Genomic DNA, 20,333 nt, shown 5'->3' with positions numbered 1-20,333 from the left:
AGTTTACCATTAGGGGAACGTTACCCAAGTGGGGTGTATAACATTGTGGTGACACAAGGTGAGGATGTGAAAACGCTTCGCGTAGTGAAACGATAATCAAAATAGGAGGTACGAGTTACGAAGTTTGAAGTACGCGGTATTACCTATTAAGACTGAAAAGTAATGTTTCCACTTTGATGGAAATAAGAATAAATAGTAAAATCCCTGATTCGTTTGATGACGAGACGGGGATTTTTTTTGTGAAGGTTACACAGAGGTACACAGAGGTATCACGAAGTCACACAAATTTTTTTGCTACGAAGGCGCTAGGGCGCGAAGGTTTTAAACTATTAAGGGATTGAGATACATTAAGAAGTTGGCTTTTCAATAGCATTTTTGTTTTTTTTTAAACACAGATTTAAGAATTTTTTATAAGGTTCACGTCCCGAAGTATCTGATCACAAGAGTTTCACAAAATAACACTAGGCTTTTTTACCGATAAGAAAAAGTTATTTGTTAAAATTTTCTGTTCAATAAAATTTAGTAAGTATTGTTCTTGCTCCAACAGCAATAAACAAGCTTTTTTATTTACAGCTTGTTTACGTTACATAAGATCAATTTTATTTATATTTGTTTCCTTTAATAAGGTTTGGTACTTTTAATCTTAGAAAATATCACATACCTACAATAATACTTTCATAAAATGTTTTTAAAAGACAAAACTTTGTTGATTACTGGTGGAACAGGTTCGCTAGGGAAAGCACTTACGTCTCACATTCTTAATCATCATCCTGAGATTAAAAAACTGATAATTTACTCGCGAGATGAGCAAAAACAATTTGAAATGGCTCAGGATTATCCTCTCCATACTTATCCAAAAATTCGTTTTTTTATTGGAGATGTTCGTGACCGAGAACGTTTGATGCGTGCCTTTAAAGGAGTGGATTATGTAATTCATGCCGCTGCTATGAAGCATGTGCCCATTGCAGAATACAATCCAGATGAATGTGTTAAAACGAATATAGGCGGTGCTGATAATGTTATCCATGCTTCTCTTGAAACTTCAGTAGAACGCGTTGTAGCTTTGTCAACAGATAAAGCTTGTGCGCCTATTAATTTATACGGAGCTACTAAACTTACTTCTGATAAATTATTTATAGCTGCAAATAATATTAAAGGTCACAATCCTATACGTTTTTCTGTAGTGCGCTATGGCAATGTGATGGGTTCGAATGGATCGGTTATTCCCTTTTTTATCAAGAAAAAGAAAGAAGGTATATTGCCTATTACTGATCCCGAAATGACACGTTTTAATATTTCCCTTCAAGGCGGTGTTGATATGGTTATGCATGCTTTGGAACACGCTTGGGGAGGTGAACTTTTTGTTCCTAAAATCCCCTCCTATAAAATTTTAGATGTTGCTGAAGCTATTGGCCCAGAATGTAAAATGGATATTATTGGTATTCGTCCGGGAGAGAAAGTGCATGAAGAGATGATTACGTCGTCTGATTCGTTTTATACCTATGATTTAGGAAAATATTATACTATACTACCTTCTCTGCCTAATTGGTCTTTGAGTGATTTCATTACTACTTTCGATGCTGTGAAAGTACCAACAGGTTTTACGTATAATTCTGGTGAAAATACAGAATGGGAGACTGTTGCTACGATGAGAGCATTGATTCAAGAGCATGTAGATTCAAGTTTTGTGCTATGAGAAATGCAATACCTTACGGAAGGCAAAATATTACAGCAGAAGATTTAGCTACTGTTGTTGCCACTTTACAGTCTGATTATCTAACCCAAGGTCCAATGATTGCTGCTTTTGAGGAAGCTTTTGCCCATTATATTGGTAGTAAATATGCCGTTGCCGTTGCTAATGGTACTGCAGCACTTCATTTGTGTACTCTTGCTTTAAATGTAAAACCAGGACAAAAGGTTATCACTACGCCCATCACATTTGCTGCTTCGGCCAATTGTGTTCGTTATTGTGGCGGTGAAGTAGTTTTTGCTGATATAGATCCTCAGACGTATCTAATAGATTATAATTCGGTTGCCAAATTGCTTGAAGCTTCTCCAATGGGAACTTATCAAGGGATTATTCCTGTGGATTTTGCTGGAAGTGCTGTAGATTTAGAAAAATTCAAAGCTCTTGCTAATAAATACAATTTGTGGATAATAGAAGATTCTTGTCATTCTCCTGGAGGTTTTTTTGTAGATAGTAAAGGACAACCACAAAATTGTGGTAACGGAAATTTTGCTGACTTGGCTATTTTTTCTTTTCATCCTGTGAAGCACATTGCATCAGGTGAAGGTGGAATGGTGACCACTAATGACGAAAAGTTATACAAGAAGTTACTCCAACTTAGAACTCATGGTATTGTAAAATCAGAAGATTTATACACTAATTCCATCGAATTTGCTGGAGGTGATACTCAATATCCAGGTTGGTATATGGAAATGCAGGATTTAGGATTTAATTATAGACTAACCGATTTTCAGGCGGCTTTAGGGTTAAGCCAACTAAAAAGAGCTGATGAAGGTATTATTAGAAGACGTGCTATTGCCAAAACCTATAGCGAAGCTTTTCAAAATAAATCCTTTATTAAAGGACAATCTGGTGTAGTGGAAGGTCATGCTTATCATTTATATATTATTGAGGTTGAAGATAGATTAGGCCTTTACAACTATTTGCGCACTCAAAATATTTTTGCTCAAATTCATTATATTCCTTGCCATTTAATGCCTTATTACCGCCAGTTTGGTTGGAATGAAGGCGATATGCCTAAGGCAGAAACCTATTACAAACATTGTATCAGTTTGCCTATGTATCCTATCTTAACCGATGAAGAGCAGCAGTTTGTTATAGCCACTATCTTTTCTTATTATGAAAAACATCAGTAAAATAGGGATTGGTTCGGTGCAGTTTGGTATACCTTATGGTATATCCAATACCACGGGACAAACACCTCCTGATGAAGTTGCCAAGATTTTTGATGTTGCTTATGCTAATGGCATTCGAATTATAGATACTGCTTCCGCTTATGGAACTTCGGAATCTGTTATTGGGATGTTGCATGACAATAGGTTCTTATTGGTTTCAAAGTTTATGCCTCCACATGAAAATGAAAGTATTGAAGAACAATTGACCAAAAGTCTTAGGTTGCTTCAAACTGATTCTCTGTATGGTTATTTGGCGCATAGACCACTTGAATTATTGCAAGATCCAACAGTATGGGAAACGCTTCAAGAATTAAAAGCCACAAACAAAATAAAAAAAATTGGGTTTTCACTCAATTCTCCTGAAGAATATGTTACACTGAAGTCGGCAGGATTTACTCCCGATTTAGTTCAAGTTCCTTTTAATTATTTTGATACCCGTTTTCAAGATATACTTATCGAATTAAAAGCCAACGGTTGTGAAATACACACCCGTTCTGCTTTTTTACAAGGATTGTTTTTTGCCAAACCAGAAAAACTTTCCTCCTTTTTTGATGAGGTAAAACCGAAATTGCAGTATCTACATGAACATTATAATGAAACTCTTGCAGGAATGTTACTGCAGTATGTGTTGCAACAACCCTTTATAGATGTTGTTATTATGGGCTTAGAAACAGCAGCACAACTCGAAAATAACATCCAATCGTTAGCCAATGCAACAGATTTGGAACCTTTGGATATTCTCTATTCTGATGAATTACTAATGCCATTACATTGGCCCAAAAACTAGTTTATGGTACATACATTTGATTTAAAAAATAAGGTAGTCCTTCTCACAGGCGGTTATGGTCATTTGGGAAAAGCTATTGCCGAAAGCCTGCTTTATCATCAGGCAACATTATATGTTTTAGGTAGGGATGAAGCAAAGTTTACCGCTACTTTTAACTCTATGGACGTTGACCAATCGCAATTGCATTTTGTAGCTTGTGATATTTCCCTTTCTGAAAATTTAAAAGGTGCTTTTCAACATGTTTTTGATAGAGAAGGCAAAATAGATGTACTAATTAACAATGCGTTTTACAGTAAAGGGCAATCTCCCGAAACGATGACGGATGAAGAATGGAATTATTGTATTGATGGTACTTTGAGCAGTGTTTTCAGGAGTATCAAAGCCATTATTCCATTTTATAAAAAAGCCCAACAAGGAAAAATAATAAATGTCTCTTCCATGTATGGTGTTGTAGCGCCACAATTTGAAATTTACGATGATTTTCCACAGTTTTTAAATCCACCACATTATGGTGCGGCAAAAGCTGGAGTTATTCAATTGACAAAATATTATGCGTCCTATTTGGGACAATTTGGAGTGCAGGTAAATACAGTTACTCCTGGACCATTTCCTTCTGATGCTGTACAGCAAACCACAGGATTTGTAACCGCATTAGAAAGTAAAACCAGTTTGAACCGCATTGGGAAACCAGAAGATTTGGCAGGTTCTTTTGTTTTTTTGGCTTCTGATGCTTCTAATTTTATAACCGGTCAAAATATAGTAGTAGATGGCGGATGGACTTCTAAATAAAAAAGTTGCTTTTATCATTCAGGCACGAATGCAATCTACCCGATTACCGGGAAAGATACTCCTGCCATTACCTCTGGGGAGTGGTAAACCTCTTTTATCATGGATTATTGATGAAGTAAAAAAGTCAAAACATACTGCTGAAATTATTATTGCTACTTCAGTAAACCCGGAAAACGATGTTTTAGTCTCTTTTTGTGAGCAAAATAACGTTGGTTACTTTAGAGGGGAAGAGGACGATGTGTTGAGTAGATTTACAGCCATAGCCAAAAGTGGAGATTATGATTGTATTGTTAGGTTAACTGCGGATAATCCAATTATTGATATTTCCATTTTGGATGATACAATAACCGAACATTTTAGTAAAGCAAACGATTATACAAGCACTGCTGGGCTTCCTACTGGGATGAATTTTGAGGTGATTTCTACGGCGACTTTGTTAGATCTAGAAAATTATAGTTTAACAGCAACCGATAGAGAACATGTCACTCTTTTTGTGAGAAGCAGTGGTAAGTATAGCCTTGGGGTGTTTACTCCAGCAATAAATCCTTTGTTGAAAACATTGCGATTAACCGTTGATTATCCATCAGATTATGCCTTGTTATCCTCTATTTTAGCACAATCGGTATTGGATGAGAATCAAAAAGGGATAAAATTAGTAGCGCAAACTTTCCATTTATATCCGTGGCTATTTGAAACAAATGCGAGCAATTTTCAGAAAGGAAATTATGCTACTTTAGCAGAAGAATTGGCACATGTCAAACCAATTTTAGAACAGTATGAGTTTAAAAAAGTACTATCTTTGTTAGATTCTAAAACACCACAAAATTAGTTATGAAAAGTTATGCCGTTTTGCAAAATCAGTCTTACAGTAAGGGTGCATTTTCTATTGAGCCTATAAGATTTGAAGACCGCATGGCGATTATGAAATGGCGGAATGAACAACTTTATCATTTGCGTCAGCAAAAGCTTTTGACAGCTGAAGACCAAGACAATTATTTTAGCAACGTAGTTTCTAAATTATTTGACCAAGACCAACCTACCCAGATTTTATTTTCTTTTCTTGAAAATGATGTTTGTATCGGTTATGGTGGTTTGGTTCACATCAATTGGATTGATAAAAATGCTGAAATCTCTTTTATCATGAATACCGTTCTCGAAAAGGAACGTTTTCATGAAATTTGGAGTGCTTATTTGGGATTGATTGAGCAAGTTGCTTTTCAAGACTTGGAGTTGCATAAAATATATACCTATGCATTTGATTTGAGACCACATTTGTATACTGCATTTTTGAATGCTAGTTATACTGAAGATGCACGATTGAAAGAGCATTGTTTTTTTGATAATAAATTTTTAGACGTAGTAATACATAGTAAAATTAAATAGTTATGGAAGTATTTAAAGGAGAAAGACTTTATTTAAGGGAAATTAATATCTCAGATATTAGTGATACTGTAATGGCCTGGTTTGATGATGAAGAGTTAATGAAGTTTTATACCAGTTCAAAAAATAAGATTACTAAAGAAAAATTATTATCCTCAATTGAGGAAGGTAAAAAAGACGGGAATTTATTTACGTATGGAATTTTTACTAATGATGCCAATATATTAATTGGTACAATTAAACTCGGACCGATTCACTTTATTCATAAAACATCAGATCTTGTAGCTTTGATTGGTGATAGAAATTATTTAGGAAAAGGTTTGTCTGTTGATGCTATTAGCTTAGGAAATCAACTTGCTTTCGAAAAATTTAACCTTCGTAAACTATACGGAGGAATGTATGAATCAAATATTGCTTCAATTAAGGCCTATACTAGAGCAGGTTGGCTGGTTGAGGGAAGGTTGAAAGGTTTTTATGAAGTAGAAGGTAGAAATGAAGACAGGATATTAGTGGGATGTTTTAATCCTAGATATTTTTCCGAAGAAGAAATTAATCAAATTAAAGAAAATGAGAATAGGTACTTTCCAATTAGATAAAAATTCAAAAGTTTTTATTATTGCCGAGCTTTCAGCTAATCATAACGGTAGTATTGAAGTAGCACTCGAGACCATAAAAGCAGCCAAAAGAGCTGGTGCCGATTGTATTAAACTACAAACCTATACCGCAGACACGATTACTATCGACAGTAATAAAGATGATTTTCTAATCAAAGGTACCATTTGGGATGGTAAAAATTTGCATAAATTATACCAAGAAGCATACACTCCGTGGGAATGGCACGAAACCCTTTTTAAAGCTGCCGAAGCGGAAGGGTTAGTTTGTTTTTCTTCTCCTTTCGACCCAACTTCGGTTGCATTATTAGAAAGGTTAAATACACCCGCCTATAAGATTGCTTCTTTTGAAATTACCGATATACCGTTAATCGAATTGGTTGCTTCCAAAGGAAAGCCAATCATTATTTCTACTGGAATTGCGGAAGAAGCCGATATCGAATTGGCGCTCGATGCATGCAGAAGAATGGGGAATAATGACATTGCTTTACTAAAATGTACCTCGAGTTATCCAGCACCAATTGAAGAAGCTAATTTAATAATGATAAAGGATTTTGCAGAACGCTACGGTGTAATTTCGGGACTGTCTGATCATACTATGGGAAGTACTGCTGCAATTGTGGCAACTTGTTTTGGTGGCAAAATCATAGAAAAACATTTTATATTAGATCGTTCCATTGGTGGACCAGATGCTTCTTTTTCTATGAACGAAGCCGAGTTTACGGCTATGGTAAAAGCCGTTCGAGAAGCCGAATCTGCTATGGGTGTTGTAGATTATTCTTTAACCGATAAACAAATCAAAGGAAAAGATTTTTGTCGTTCATTATATGTAACAGAAGATGTGAAAACAGGCGAAGTTTTTACACCACAGAACGTTCGTTCTATTCGTCCAGGATTTGGATTGCACCCAAAATATTATAACGAAATTTTAGGCAAAACCGCCAATAGAGATTTGGAAAAAGGAGAGCGCTTTAGTTTAGATTTTTTTTATAGAAATCAGTGTGACAAAATGCAATAAATTAGCAATAAAAAAATAATTACACCCAACGGGTATTTATGATTCAAAAAAAACTAAAGGCCTACAGAGCTAATGCTGCCAATAGAGCTGCAATAAATACCATTGTTATTTATAGTCAACGATTTTTTGCTGCTGCCTTGTCTTTAATTACCACACCTTTAATATTAAAAGCTTTAGGGATTGAAGATTATGGTCTTTATACACTAACCATCGGTTTTGTTGGAATGTTAGCGGTATTGAATTGGTCTTTGTCTAATGCTACACAACGTTATACTGCTTTTGCTATTGGGGAAGGCAATTTTGTGAAACTCAAAAAAGTTTACTCCACTTCATTAGTCATCCATTTTTTATACGGATTATTACTTTTTACAGTAATAGTCTGTATTGGTTATTTTTTTGTAGAACAGATTTTAAATATACCGCATGAAAAAATTGGCGATGCTAAAATTGTCCTATATATAGTGGCTTTCGTGTCTTTCTTAACCATAGTTTCTATTCCTTTTTTGGGCATGTTGCGGTCCCAAGAAAACTTTATTGCTATTGCTTTAGTTGGTATTACGGAGTCCATTTTGAAACTTGGCATAGCTATTTTTTTATTATATGTATCTAAAGATAAGCTGATTATATATGCCTTTTTACTGATGGTTATCTCGCTATTGTCATTCAGTATTTATTTAGTGATTATTAAAAGAAAATACAAAATGGTGTCGGTAACTTTCAGTCATTATGATAAAGGTTATTCCAAAGAAATATTTTCTTTTTTAAGTTGGAGCCTACTTGGTTCGTTAGCTTTAACTAGCCGCAATGAAGGAGTACAAATCCTAATGAATATTTTCTTTGGACTTGCTCGTAATGCTGCCTATGGACTTGCCATGCAGGTAAATTCAGCGATGGCTATTCTATCACAAGGTATTATAGGTTCGTTAAGTCCACAAATTATTAAAAGCGCTGGAAGTGGCGATCAGAAAAAGATGATTTTCCTGATGAGAACCATGTCGAAATTTGCTACTTTTTCAGTGTCGATTATTGCTATTCCACTTTTTTTTCAAATTCCTTTTGTGTTAAAAATATGGTTGCATGAATTTCCAGAAGACACGATTGTATTTATTCGACTGATTATTATTTTCGGACAAATTATGTTGCTCTCGGCTGGAATTCAAACTGTTTTCGATTCCATCGGGAAAGTCAAACTCTACAATGTTTGGGTGAGCTTTATTTTATTGTTGAACCTGCCAATCGGTTATCTTTTCTTTACATCAGGTTTCCCGAGTTATACCATAATTATTGTTGGAATGTCGCTAGAACTAGTATCATTAAATATTAGACTTTTGCTATTGAAGAAACATGTTTCGTTTTCAATAAAGGAGTTTTATTTTGATACTATTTTCAGAGTGTTTTTGCCATCATTATTAGTAGCATCCGTTATATATTTATTCTGTTTGTTAAATTTGCATGGTTATATCATTTTGACAGGAAGCTTTTTAATCACGTTACTGTTATATCCAATACTGATTTATAAATTTTCATTAGAACCAAAACAAAAGGAAATATTATCGGGAATGATTAGTAAATTAATTAAAAGACAGAAAAAGTAATGAAAGAAAAAATTTGTTTTTTTGTTCATACCGAATATCATTTGTTATTGTCTATTCATGCAATGCAGTATCGGTATGCCGATACCAATCTCTATGAAGTGGAACTGATTTTGAAGAGAACCACTAAGAGTTCGCGCTTAAAACAGGATTTGGATTTAAATTCTTTGCTATGTAAATTCAGAGTTTTGGACTTTGATTTAAATTTAAAACGAAAGTTGAGTAATGAGGAAAAGCAACAATTAGATACCGTTTTAAATTTAGATTTTTCAGAATTTAATTTCTTTCAAGAACAAGATCCAATTACGATTATTATCATCAATCACTTTAAGAAAAAAGGAACCAAAATTAATTTGTATCAGGATGGTTTGAAGCCATATATTGCACATACCATGTCCTTTTCACCTGCTTTATTACTCAATAATATAAAACAGAACCTTTGGATTAGAAAGAATGGTTACCCAATTACCGATTATTTCTCCTTTGTGAATTGCAAGAATTATGGTTTTTTAAAAGGCATTGACCAACTCTTTTTGACTTTCCCAAAGGCATACATTAATTGGAAAAGAATACTAATATTGACCATTACACCTGAGTTTACGGATAGTTTTGTTCAAGTGTTGAAAAAGGTCTTCAAATGGGAAGATGCGTTGCTTGAAGAGCGCAATAGAGTTATTTTTTTTATGAATCAACCCATGCACGATGATGGTTCGTTTGAGGTGAAAGTACTACAACAGTTACAAAATAAATACCCAGAAGTTACCATTTACATCAAAAATCATCCGCTTACAAGTCAAGTTAAGTTGATTGCATATAAGAAACTTAATAATATTGAAATTATTAATTCAAAAATACCTGCCGAATTGTTCATCAGTCAATTAGATAATTCAATTGTTCTTTCTGTTTGTTCTACCTCTATGTTTATTAACAATCCTAGTTGTAAATTTTATTATATCTTTGACGTTGCGACCGATAACAATATTGAACGGCTCAAGAAATATAAGGTAATCAACCCATCCGATCATATTATTACGGTTAATCAAGTGGATGCCATTGAATTTTAATTATGCAAAACGTAACTCAAAAAAACAATAAATTCTGGCTCTTTATTATTTTTATAGTTTATCCTTTGGCTGCTTTTTTTTATGCTATTAAGCATTTTGCCATAAAAAAGTACCGCGTTTTTATACTGTTGTTTTTTATGTTTTATGGGTATACTTTTATACCCATTCCTAACTCTGATGGGTCAAGATACCAGGAAGATTTTGCTTCCACAACTAGTTATTCGTTTGATGACTACAAGGATGCTGTAGTGGCCGTATTTAAGGGAGAAGCTAACAATCCTGATTTTTACGCATCTACTTTAAAATTTGTAACACATTCCTTTACCAGTAACCCTAGTTTTTATTTCATGATAGCCGCTTTGGTCTATTTTTTTGTTTATTTAAAATTAATCGAGACTTTATGGGATCTTGTAACCTCAAAAGGGAATCGCTATTTCATGAGCTTTTTTATAGGATGTTGTGTAATCTATAACCTTTCTGCTGGGGTTAATGCCATTCGTTTTCCACTGGCCTTTATGGTGTTTGCTTATGGGGCATTAAAATTGGTACTGACCAATCAAAGGAAATATTTGTTGATTGCTTTTGTTTCAGTATTGATTCATTTTGCTCTTTCTTTCTCCTTTGTTTTTTTACTCGCAATTTATTTATTCAAATTTAAAGTTAAAACCAGAGTATTGTATCTTTTACTCCTCTTAGCAGTGCTTTTAGGCTCTTTATTTCCTGTATTCATTGAACAAAATTTAGCTTTTTTTGGAAAAGCCTCTGAATCTAAATTTTCAGGATATACCGGTGAGGGTTTTGTTGAAGATCGGGCGAAAGGGATGCAAGTATGGAATTGGTATGTCTATTTTAATTTTTACTCCTCCTACTTTTTTACATTGCTATCTTTATTTTTAACCCGCCTTCGTTTTTTTAAAATCAGTTTTGATACCACTTCCGAAAAATTATATGTTTTTGCCACTATAATGTTGTTCCATTCTTTATTGTCTGGTAATGTGGTTGATGTTATCAGTAATAGGTTTAATTTATTATTTATCTTTTTTACCCTTGTTTATCTTTTGTATTTGTCACTAAAAAATCGTGAGAATACCTTATTACGGTTTTTAAATTATATTTATATTCCAATCCTAATTATTAATATATTGGTGCGATTACGGGGTGATTTGTATACCGTGAATACTATGGTTGTTTTTGGCAATGTAATTACTGCTTTTTTCATAGATATTACAGTATCCATTCAGGATTTTCTAACTAATTAATTTATATCAATGAATTTCAAAACCTACATAGCTAAGAATTATGTTAATTTTCGTGGTTGGAGCACCAAACGAAAGATAGTCGTGATAGAGTCTGACGATTGGGGTTCCATCCGAATGCCTTCCAAAAAAGTATATGATGCTTTAGAAGCGCAAGGCATCCCTGTTGGTAAAAGTTATTTCACCAAGTATGACAGTTTGGAAAGTCAGGAAGATTTGGAGCAATTGTTTGCCGTTTTACGTTCTTTTACCGATAAAAATGGTAATTATCCTTCCATTACCGCCAATGCGGTAGTGGCAAATCCAAACTTTGAGGCTATTAGAGACTCTAATTTTTCTTCGTATCATTATGAAAAAATTGAAGAAACTTACCTCCGTTATTATGGTAATACCAACGTTTTTGATACTTGGAAAGAAGGGATTGCAGGTAGATTGCTCTATCCGCAGTTTCATGGTAGGGAACATATTGGAGTTTGGGAGTGGATGAATGCCATCAGGTCGGGTGAAACTCAAGAACAACAAGGTTTTGAGCACCAAGCCATTTTAGGGTTGGGGAACCGTAAATCGGCGACACGGCAGAAAGATTACACTGCCGCTTTTGATTATGTAACCGATGAAGAGAAATTGAGTTTGTTGCCTATTTTAGAGGATGGATTGCAACTCTTTGAACAAACTTTTGGTTTTAAATCAAAATCATTCATAGCTCCAAGTGCTATAAGAGGAGATTATTTAGATGAATGTTTATTTAAAAATGGGGTGAGTTATCATCAATTAGGACAACAATTAGAACCAAATGGAAAAGGTGGATTACATTTAAAAGATCGCTTTTGGGGGGATAAAAATGAGTTCGGACAATTGTATTGGCGTAGAAATGCTACTTTTGAACCCAGCAGAAACCCTGATTTTGATTGGGTAAACAGTTGTATGAAGGAAATGGCTATAGCTTTCCGTTGGGGGAAACCAGCAGTCATAAATTCACATAGGGTTAATTTTATGGGATCATTATCCGAAGAGAATAGGCGTAATAGCTTGTATTTATTAGACTTGCTTTTAAAAAGTATGCTGCAAAAGTGGCCTGATATTGAGTTCCTGTCTAGTGATGAACTCGGAGATTATATGGCAGCTACACTTTTATAAAATGTTGGAAGTAGTTATGAGAATGTAATATATCAGTTGGTATACTAATATAATTAATAAAATAAAAATAGAATTAAACATAACACAAATGAGTGCAAAAGTAATTATTGATTCAAGAGTAAATGCTCTTTATTCATCCTATTATATTTATGGATTGATTGAGGTTTTTGGAAAAAAGAATGTTTCATTCTCGACGTCAAAATTTTTTTTTGGAGAGATTGATTGGTTTGGCGAAACCCATTCAAACGATCATTACATGCCTTTTGTAATTATTGAAGGAACTAATAGTAAAAAAATGATAATTGATTTTCGAGATAAGACTTCTATAAAACAAAGTGCTTATGATTGGTGTGATCATTATGCTAAAATCAATATTAATAAGGATTTTATTGATGAAAAAGTTACTTCTAAATTAGTGTCAATACCTCCTGGTTTTGGTATAAAAATATGGAATCCATACCAAACTTTTTTTTATTGCCTATTAAATTTATACAAATCAAATTTTAAAATTCCAGTAACCTTTAGAAGGTATTTTGGTTTGTATTGGCTACAATACAAACGTCCTAGACTTAACGAGTATATACAAACAACTCAAGTGAAACCTAATTATGTTTTTTTTATTTCAAGTTTATGGCGATATGCCAATACTATAAAAACGACTAATATTTGGAGAAAAGCGTATATTGAATTTTGTTTTTCTAATCCTACTATTTTATTTGAAGGAGGTTTTTTTTCAAATCCAGATAATCCTCAATATAATGAATATAAGAAGTTTGTTTTTCATAAAAGGTATAGTGTGCCAGACTATGTGAAAAAGTCAAAAAAGTCATGCGTTGTTTTTAATACACCTTCAGTACACAATTGTCATGGATGGAAATTAGGGGAATTTTTAGCAATGGGAAAAGCTATTATCTCCACTCCTTTGTCAAATGATTTGCCTACTAAAATAGAAAGTATTCATTTTGTTTCCACTGTTGAAGAATTAGGAATAGCTATTGAAAGAATTTTAAATGATAATGAATACAGAATGTCTCTTGAAGAGGCCTCGAGAAAATATTACAGAGAGTATTCTTCACCAGCTAGTGTTATTAAGCGAATGGTAACAGGCTAACTCAAAATGCTTCTTGTATTCGGTGTCTTAAAATTATAATTAGAACTATTTTTAGCGGTTATATTTATTGTTCAAATAATTATTTATTTTTTTTGATTTTTCCATATAGGGTTTCTCTACGAATTTATAACCCCAAAAACTGATGATAACAACGATTGGGGTGATTAAAAATATAACAAGCGAATATTGAATAGGACTAAAATGTTTTATTGCCTCAATTCCGATTCCAAAATAAATTACAACAAAAAGGACAATTCCGTGAAGTAGGTATGTACTGTAGCACATTTCACCTAAAAATTTTAATGTAGAATATTTTAGAATACCGAAAAAAGTATTTCCTAAGGCCACTAATGTGAAAATTATAGCAGTTAAAATTTTACAAATCATGTTTGCTTTTTCAAACTGTCCAATTAAAATAAGACATAGTAAAATAATAAAACTGAAAATGATGTTTTGGGTGTTTATTTTAGGATAATATTTTATAATAAAGGGGGCAACCATACCACCAAAAAATGAAAAAATAGGATTGTATTCAAAACCATGAAGATAGAAAAAACCAAGAACAAAAAACAAGCTTATACCAATATAAAAAATAGTGGGTTTTATTTTTAAGATAAAAAGAGAAATTATGGGTAAACTGAAATAAAATAACCATTCATAAGGAAGAGACCAAGTCACCCCAGCATTTATTTTACTAGTAAAATCAAAACCATTGATGCTTCCTCTTTCTATGATTGTGTAGGTGCTCCACATAAATATTGAATGCAAAAACTCAATGAGTCCAACTCTTAATTCCCAGTTAGTTATTGTCATTACAATAGCCATAATTATAATTATAGAAACATAGTACATTGGTGTTAATCTGTAAATTCTGGATATAAAAAAGGAACGCCAGTTAAACCCTTTCTCTGCCGAGTTTATTAGTTTAGAAACGAATAAAAAACTTGTAATCATAAAAAAGAACGCCACACTTGTTTGTCCAAGATGGGTGTACAAATTTGATTTTGGTAATTTCCAATGATCAATTTGAATGTATTGAAACCATATGGTTGAATGATGAATAAATACTCCTAATGCTAGAAAACCTCTTAGTCCATCAATATTTTCGTATCTAGAAATTATATTTTCTGTTGATTTATACCTCAAATTAATTATGTAGGCCGTTAAATATGCTATTGTAAATAAAATAACAGCAAAAAGAGGATTTAAAATGGTCATAAATATGTTGTTGTATTTTAGAAAAAATCACATCAGAATTTTTGCTGAAGGTGACTACTATTAATTGGTTTTTTTTAAAAGTAAAAATATATTTATGACTTTTTGAATTAATCATTTACGATAATAAGACACAAAACAATATTTTGACCAAATGTATTAAAAATAGTTTAAGGTTTTTAGGTCTATTTATCGTTGAATCATGTTACACATTCTAAAATTGGCAATCAAACAAAACAAAAAAGATAAATAGTTTCCACTTTATTTCATTTTGCTGTTTGAAAGATGATTTTACCCTTTAAAATTTCATTTATTAAACTTGTGCCAATTTGTTTTTTAGAGCTAAATGATAAAATGTGAAATTCTATTAAGAGGTTTACTTCAATAAAAAAAACTTAATCTTTGATTTTTTAATTCAACCAGCAACTTTCAATTAATTATTTATAAATTTGAATACAAAATAGAAAGGCAAAAGATGGTTGAAAAAAATGGTTTTTTTGGTGTGCAATCTATATATTTAAAGAATGAATTATTGTGATTAAAAAATTCAAATCAAAATTAGGTTCTAATTTTTTAAACATTCAAGGATGGACTACACAAAGAAAGATTGTCGTGTTCGAATCGGATGATTGGGGAAGTATAAGAATTCCATCTCGCGATGCCCTAAGCACTATGGTAAAGTCTGGATTAATTAATCCAGAAGATCAATTGTATATGAATGATTCTTTAGCCGATGAATCAGATATCACTCATTTGTTTGAATTGCTATTATCATATAAAGATTTTAAAGGCAATCACCCTGTATTTACAGCCAATTGTATTTTAGCCAATCCCGACTTCAATAAAATTAGAGAATCTAATTTTACAGAATACCATTACGAATTATTTACTAAAACTTTAGAAAATTACCCTGCTCACAAAAATTGTTTTAACTTATGGTTAGAAGGTTTTAGAAATGGTGTTTTTTTTCCTCAGTATCATGGTCGGGAACATGTAAATGTTGCTCGTTGGATGAATAACTTGAATTTGAAAAACAGACTATTTACAGACGCCTTTGATTATGAAACGTTTGCAGTAAAACCAAAATACAGTATGCCAAAGAACCAAAAAGTAGTTGCGGCATTGGATTTTGATTTAGTTTCAGAATTAAGCTCAATTAACAAAATAGTGACTGATGGGTATGGTTTATTTTCGAGTGTATTTGGTTTTCAATCTAAATCATTCATTGCGCCTAATTATATATGGCATCCAGAAACACAAAAAACCCTAAAAAATTTAGGGGTTAAATATATTCAAGGAAGTAGATTTCAGAACGTTCCTATCATAAATAGTCAAAAATATAATAGAAAATTTCATTTTACAGGTGAGCATGGTAATGAAAATCAAAAATATATAGTAAGAAATTGCTATTTTGAGCCCACATTATCAAAAACCTCAAATTCAGTTGATGAGTGTTTAAAGAGTATTTCAAATGCTTTTTTTTGGAATACACCAGCCGTAATTTGCACTCATCGTTTTAATTATGTTGGCTATATTAATGAGAAGAATAGAGATAAAAATTTGCCACTATTAAGAGAGTTAATAGAAAAAATAGTAACCTTGTGGCCTGATGTAGAGTTTATGACAACAGTTGAATTGGGAGAGTTGATTTCTAATGATAAATAAATTTATTTTATCTTCTTTTACAGTTAACATTTTTAAAATGATACGAAATTTAGCCTTATTATCTTATTTTGAAAAGATTACCCAATTCAACCTTTCTGTTATTTGGTCCACTATTTGAAAAATTATGATATAGCGTTTGTAAACACATTTTTATGACTTGTGGCAAGAATGTTAATATAGGAACAAATGCCCACTTTGGAAATGGCAAGCATATTGTTATTGGGTTTAATTCAGGTATAGGAATTAATGCCAAAGTGCCTAATAATATTATTACAGGCGATCATGTGATGATGGGAAAAAATGTCACTATTTTTGGTTCCAATTATGCTTTTGACAGAATCGATATCCCTATGACCAAACAAGGAATGAAGGTTTATCCTCCAGTGGTTATTGAAGATGATGTTTGGATTGGGAACAATTCTATAATATTAGCTGGTAGAACCATAAAAAAAGGAACAATCATTGCCGCTGGAACAGTCTTGACCAAAGATTTTCCTGAATATAGTGTAGTAGGAGGGAATCCTTCAAAATTATTAAAATCAAGACTGGATATTGTTCAGCAAAAAAATGAATAAAAAAATCTGCATTGTTTCCCCTTCCTTAAAAATGGGCGGCATCGAAAGAGCCCTGACCGTTTTGGCCAATTACTTTGTGGCAGAAGGAAATACTGTTAGTTTTATTTCGGCTCAAGGTGGCGAAAAATTTTATATTTTAGATTCTGAAATCCAATTTTTTGAGCCACAGACCAAAAGAACAAAAGGAATTATCGGTAAAGTTATTTTTTATTTCAGTATGGTTTTTTTTATTCGAAAAGCCATCAAACAACAAGACCCTGATGTGGTATTGTCTTTTGGAGATGCTTTTAACCCGTTGGTCTTACTGGCATTGTTGGGAACAAAATTTCCAGTTTATATTTCAGACCGAACTAGTCCTGATTTTCCTTTTAATCCGATAATCCGTTTTGGAAAAAAATGGTTGTATCCAAAATCAGCTGGTTTTATTGCCCAGACAAAAAGAGCAGCCGATTATAAAAAGTTGCATTTTCGGAACCAACTCCACATCAAAATCATTCCCAATGCGCTCAAAGAAACGGTGAGTACTGCTATTTCAAAGCAAAAAAATATTCTATGTGTTGGCCGACTTTCTATTGAAAAAGGGCAAGACCGATTGGTGAAAGCTTTTGCAAAAATTACTGATAGCACTGATTGGAAATTGATTTTGGCAGGTGATGGACCTATGCAAAAAGAGTTGGAACAGTTGGCAATAGATTTGGAAATAATAGACCAAGTGGTTTTTTTGGGAAAAGTCCAAAATGTTGACCAGTTACTGTCTGAATCCGCTATTTTTGTATTGCCGTCAAGACTTGAAGGTTTTCCCAATGCACTTTGTGAAGCAATGGCTGCCGGGTTGCCTTGTATTTGCTTTGATAGTATCCCTACCGAAGCTCTTATTGAATCAAATGAAAACGGAATAGTAGTAGCCGAAAATGATATTGAAGCGCTGTCAAATGCACTATCTCTTTTGATGAACGATTCAGCATTGCGAAATGAATTAGGTAACAAGGCAAAGGAAATAAAGGACACCTTAGCTGTTTCGGTTATTGGAAAACAGGTGTTTGATTTTATGTTTGAGCCAAAAAAATAATTTATGAAATTGTTATACCAACTCTATTTTTCACTGCCGCAGTTTAAATATCTCGGTATTTTTGGCAAAGCCTTTACTAAAATCAATGCCATGATTTTGAAACGATTGCTCGATTTTTATTTGCCAAGTCATTATCTCAAAACCGCAAAAACTGCGGGATGGGGAATTACCGAGCAAAAAAGAGTAGTGCCAGTGATAGTGTCGGTAACCTCATTTCCCGCTAGAATTGAAGATGTTTGGATTAGTATGGAAAGCTTGTTGCGACAAACTGTGAAGCCAGATGCTATTATCCTTTGGTTGGCTAGCGAACAGTTTCCGAATCAAAAATTACCCGAAAAATTACTCAAACTTCAAGATAGGGGTTTGACTATTCGCTATTGTGATGATGATTTGCGTTCGCATAAAAAATACTATTATGCCATGCAGGAATTCCCCGAAGCGTGCATCGTTACTTTTGATGATGATTTGTATTATGATGAAAAAGTGATGGAAAGATTGCTAAAATTGTATGAGCAACATCCAGATTGTATTTGTACCAATAGAGCGCATCAAATTAAAATTGAAAACGGAACAGTGTTGCCTTATCGCCAATGGATTCACAATGCTAAAAATATTTTAACACCAACAAAAACACTATTGCCCACTGGTGGTGCAGGCACTTTGTATCCGCCACATTCTTTATCGGAATCGGCTTTTGATACCGAATTGATTCGTTCCCTTTGTTTCCATGCCGATGATGTATGGTTGAAATTAATGGCTACACTGAATGGTAAAAAATCGGTGACCCACTCTTTTTATAACAAAGATTTTTTAACGGTGAGCCAAACACAGAACGAAAAATTAGTGTCCCAAAATGTCTTTGACGGAGGAAATGATACCCAATTTGAAAATACCTGTAACCATTTTTCGATAACCACTGACCAATTTACTGACTGATGAAAAAACTTGTAGTAGGGATAACGGCACCAGGAAGTGTGATTTTGATAGCAGGGCAATTGCGTTATTTCAAAGAATTGGGCTATGAAACTTATTTGATGGCACCCAATCATCCTCGAGTAACGGCTTATTGCCAGCAAGAAGGTTGCATTCATTTGCCCGTTGCTTTAGAACGTGAAATTTCACCCATAAAAGATTTAAAAGCGCTGTTTCAGGTGTTGAAGCATTTGCGAAAAGTGAAGCCCGATGTAGTGAATTTTGGTACGCCCAAAGTGAGTTTGTTGGGTATGATAGCGGCTAAAATGGTAGGGGTAAAAAACAGAATTTATACGTGTCGTGGTTTTCGCTTCGAACATGAAAAGGGAATAAAGAAAACGATATTGGTTTCTATGGAAAAAATAACCGCAAGTTTTGCACACCAAGTCATTTGCATCAGTAATTCGGTGAGGACGGTTGGTATTGAGAATGCTATTTTTTCTCCTGAAAAATCACAAGTTATATATAAAGGAAGCAGCAATGGTATTGATTTAGAACGGTTCAATCCTAATAGGGTAACTGCAGTTGAAAAAGCTATTTTAAAAAAGGAGTTGGGACTGACTGATGCTACTTTTGTCTATGGTTTTGTAGGAAGATTGATTGATAGAAAAGGAATAAAAGAATTGTATGATGCCTTTTTGAACTTATATTCCAACAATGACTCCTTGCGATTACTCCTTGTTGGGCCTGTAGAACACAGTCAACTATCGGATGCAACACTTTTTGAGAAAATGAATAATCATCCAGGGATTTTAGTAGTGGGAACACAGCTGAATGTACCACTTTATTTATCCATAATGGATGTATTTTGCTTGCCTGCTTGGTGGGAAGGTTTTGGCAATGTATCGGTTCAGGCAGCTGCTATGGGATTGCCTGTTATTGCTACCGATGTTACAGGAAGTAAAGATGCGGTGTCCAACGGTTTTAACGGATTGTTACTTCCAGCAAAATCGACAGCAGCATTGCAAGAAGCCATGCAATTATTTTATAATGACGAGGCCATAAGGAAACAGTTCGGTTTGAACGGATTAGAATGGGCAAAGCATTTTGAGAGCAAAAGAATTTGGGATGCCATGAATCAATTGTATCAAAATCAATAAATAAATTTACATAGGTATTTGGTAAGTTCCTGAGATAGTTTACCTTTGATTTTAGTGAGAAACGTGCCAA

19 protein-coding genes are annotated in these 20,333 nt (G+C 33.5%); 18 read left to right on the top strand and 1 reads right to left on the bottom strand.

Features of this window, described 5'->3' with window-relative positions; translation table 11 throughout:
* Positions 1-682: 682 nt before the first annotated feature.
* From pseB to ACSVH2_RS09890, 13 genes are all read left to right on the top strand, one after another.
* Positions 683-1,696, top strand: a complete 1,014-nt coding sequence (pseB, locus tag ACSVH2_RS09950; RefSeq protein ID WP_438093020.1) for a UDP-N-acetylglucosamine 4,6-dehydratase (inverting) — start codon at positions 683-685, stop codon at positions 1,694-1,696.
* A complete protein-coding gene (pseC, locus tag ACSVH2_RS09945; protein WP_438093019.1) occupies positions 1,693-2,883 on the top strand; it encodes a UDP-4-amino-4,6-dideoxy-N-acetyl-beta-L-altrosamine transaminase in 1,191 nt (396 codons plus the stop codon). The genes pseB and pseC overlap by 4 nt, the downstream gene beginning before the upstream one ends.
* Positions 2,867-3,709: an aldo/keto reductase gene (locus ACSVH2_RS09940; RefSeq protein WP_438093018.1), complete on the top strand. Its 843-nt coding sequence runs from the start codon at positions 2,867-2,869 to the stop codon at positions 3,707-3,709. The genes pseC and ACSVH2_RS09940 overlap by 17 nt, the downstream gene beginning before the upstream one ends.
* 3 nt (positions 3,710-3,712) lie before the next feature.
* On the top strand, positions 3,713-4,498 hold the full coding sequence (locus ACSVH2_RS09935; protein ID WP_438093017.1) for an SDR family oxidoreductase: 786 nt from the start codon (positions 3,713-3,715) through the stop codon (positions 4,496-4,498).
* A complete protein-coding gene (locus tag ACSVH2_RS09930) occupies positions 4,476-5,327 on the top strand; it encodes a cytidylyltransferase domain-containing protein (RefSeq protein WP_438093016.1) in 852 nt (283 codons plus the stop codon). Before ACSVH2_RS09935 ends, ACSVH2_RS09930 begins: the two co-directional genes overlap by 23 nt.
* Before the next feature lie 2 nt (positions 5,328-5,329).
* The gene (locus tag ACSVH2_RS09925) at positions 5,330-5,881 is read left to right on the top strand and encodes a GNAT family N-acetyltransferase (protein ID WP_438093015.1); all 552 of its coding nucleotides are present in this window, start codon (positions 5,330-5,332) and stop codon (positions 5,879-5,881) included.
* 2 nt (positions 5,882-5,883) lie between these two features.
* Positions 5,884-6,474 carry a GNAT family N-acetyltransferase gene (locus tag ACSVH2_RS09920; RefSeq protein ID WP_438093014.1) on the top strand — a complete coding sequence of 197 codons (591 nt, stop codon included), beginning with the start codon at positions 5,884-5,886 and terminating at the stop codon, positions 6,472-6,474.
* Positions 6,446-7,507, top strand: a complete 1,062-nt coding sequence (pseI, locus tag ACSVH2_RS09915) for a pseudaminic acid synthase (protein WP_438093013.1) — start codon at positions 6,446-6,448, stop codon at positions 7,505-7,507. The genes ACSVH2_RS09920 and pseI overlap by 29 nt, the downstream gene beginning before the upstream one ends.
* Positions 7,508-7,545: 38 nt before the next feature.
* The gene (locus ACSVH2_RS09910) at positions 7,546-9,102 is read left to right on the top strand and encodes an MATE family efflux transporter (RefSeq protein WP_438093012.1); all 1,557 of its coding nucleotides are present in this window, start codon (positions 7,546-7,548) and stop codon (positions 9,100-9,102) included.
* Entirely contained in the window at positions 9,102-10,163 is a 1,062-nt protein-coding gene (locus ACSVH2_RS09905; protein WP_438093011.1) for a polysialyltransferase family glycosyltransferase, read from the top strand. Before ACSVH2_RS09910 ends, ACSVH2_RS09905 begins: the two co-directional genes overlap by 1 nt.
* A 2-nt stretch (positions 10,164-10,165) precedes the next feature.
* On the top strand, positions 10,166-11,422 hold the full coding sequence (locus ACSVH2_RS09900; RefSeq protein WP_438093010.1) for an EpsG family protein: 1,257 nt from the start codon (positions 10,166-10,168) through the stop codon (positions 11,420-11,422).
* A 9-nt stretch (positions 11,423-11,431) separates the two neighbouring features.
* Positions 11,432-12,556 (top strand): polysaccharide (de)acetylase, encoded by a 1,125-nt coding sequence (locus ACSVH2_RS09895; protein WP_438093009.1) that lies wholly within the window; start codon positions 11,432-11,434, stop codon positions 12,554-12,556.
* A gap of 88 nt (positions 12,557-12,644) precedes the next feature.
* Positions 12,645-13,667 carry a glycosyltransferase gene (locus ACSVH2_RS09890; protein ID WP_438093008.1) on the top strand — a complete coding sequence of 341 codons (1,023 nt, stop codon included), beginning with the start codon at positions 12,645-12,647 and terminating at the stop codon, positions 13,665-13,667.
* Positions 13,668-13,718: 51 nt separating this feature from the next.
* Here ACSVH2_RS09890 and ACSVH2_RS09885 read toward each other — a convergent pair whose 3' ends face one another.
* The gene (locus ACSVH2_RS09885) at positions 13,719-14,885 is read right to left on the bottom strand and encodes an acyltransferase family protein (RefSeq protein WP_438093007.1); all 1,167 of its coding nucleotides are present in this window, start codon (positions 14,883-14,885) and stop codon (positions 13,719-13,721) included.
* Positions 14,886-15,416: 531 nt separating this feature from the next.
* On the opposite strand from ACSVH2_RS09885, the gene ACSVH2_RS09880 reads away from it, so the two are divergent.
* The 5 genes from ACSVH2_RS09880 to ACSVH2_RS09860 all read left to right on the top strand — a co-directional run bounded on the left by ACSVH2_RS09880 (position 15,417) and on the right by ACSVH2_RS09860 (position 20,263).
* Positions 15,417-16,547, top strand: coding sequence for a polysaccharide (de)acetylase (locus tag ACSVH2_RS09880; protein ID WP_438093006.1), 1,131 nt, complete (start codon positions 15,417-15,419; stop codon positions 16,545-16,547).
* Between the two features lie 152 nt (positions 16,548-16,699).
* The gene (locus ACSVH2_RS09875; protein WP_438093005.1) at positions 16,700-17,122 is read left to right on the top strand and encodes an acyltransferase; all 423 of its coding nucleotides are present in this window, start codon (positions 16,700-16,702) and stop codon (positions 17,120-17,122) included.
* Positions 17,115-18,191, top strand: a complete 1,077-nt coding sequence (locus ACSVH2_RS09870; RefSeq protein WP_438093004.1) for a glycosyltransferase family 4 protein — start codon at positions 17,115-17,117, stop codon at positions 18,189-18,191. The genes ACSVH2_RS09875 and ACSVH2_RS09870 overlap by 8 nt, the downstream gene beginning before the upstream one ends.
* Positions 18,192-18,194: 3 nt before the next feature.
* Positions 18,195-19,127, top strand: a complete 933-nt coding sequence (locus ACSVH2_RS09865) for a glycosyltransferase (protein ID WP_438093003.1) — start codon at positions 18,195-18,197, stop codon at positions 19,125-19,127.
* On the top strand, positions 19,127-20,263 hold the full coding sequence (locus ACSVH2_RS09860) for a glycosyltransferase family 4 protein (protein ID WP_438093002.1): 1,137 nt from the start codon (positions 19,127-19,129) through the stop codon (positions 20,261-20,263). The genes ACSVH2_RS09865 and ACSVH2_RS09860 overlap by 1 nt, the downstream gene beginning before the upstream one ends.
* Positions 20,264-20,333: the final 70 nt, after the last annotated feature.

It is taken from the genome of Flavobacterium sp. RSB2_4_14, assembly GCF_051547085.1.
In the GTDB taxonomy this organism is placed as follows: Bacteria; Bacteroidota; Bacteroidia; order Flavobacteriales; family Flavobacteriaceae; genus Flavobacterium.
This window is presented reverse-complemented; position numbering and strand designations above follow the sequence as displayed.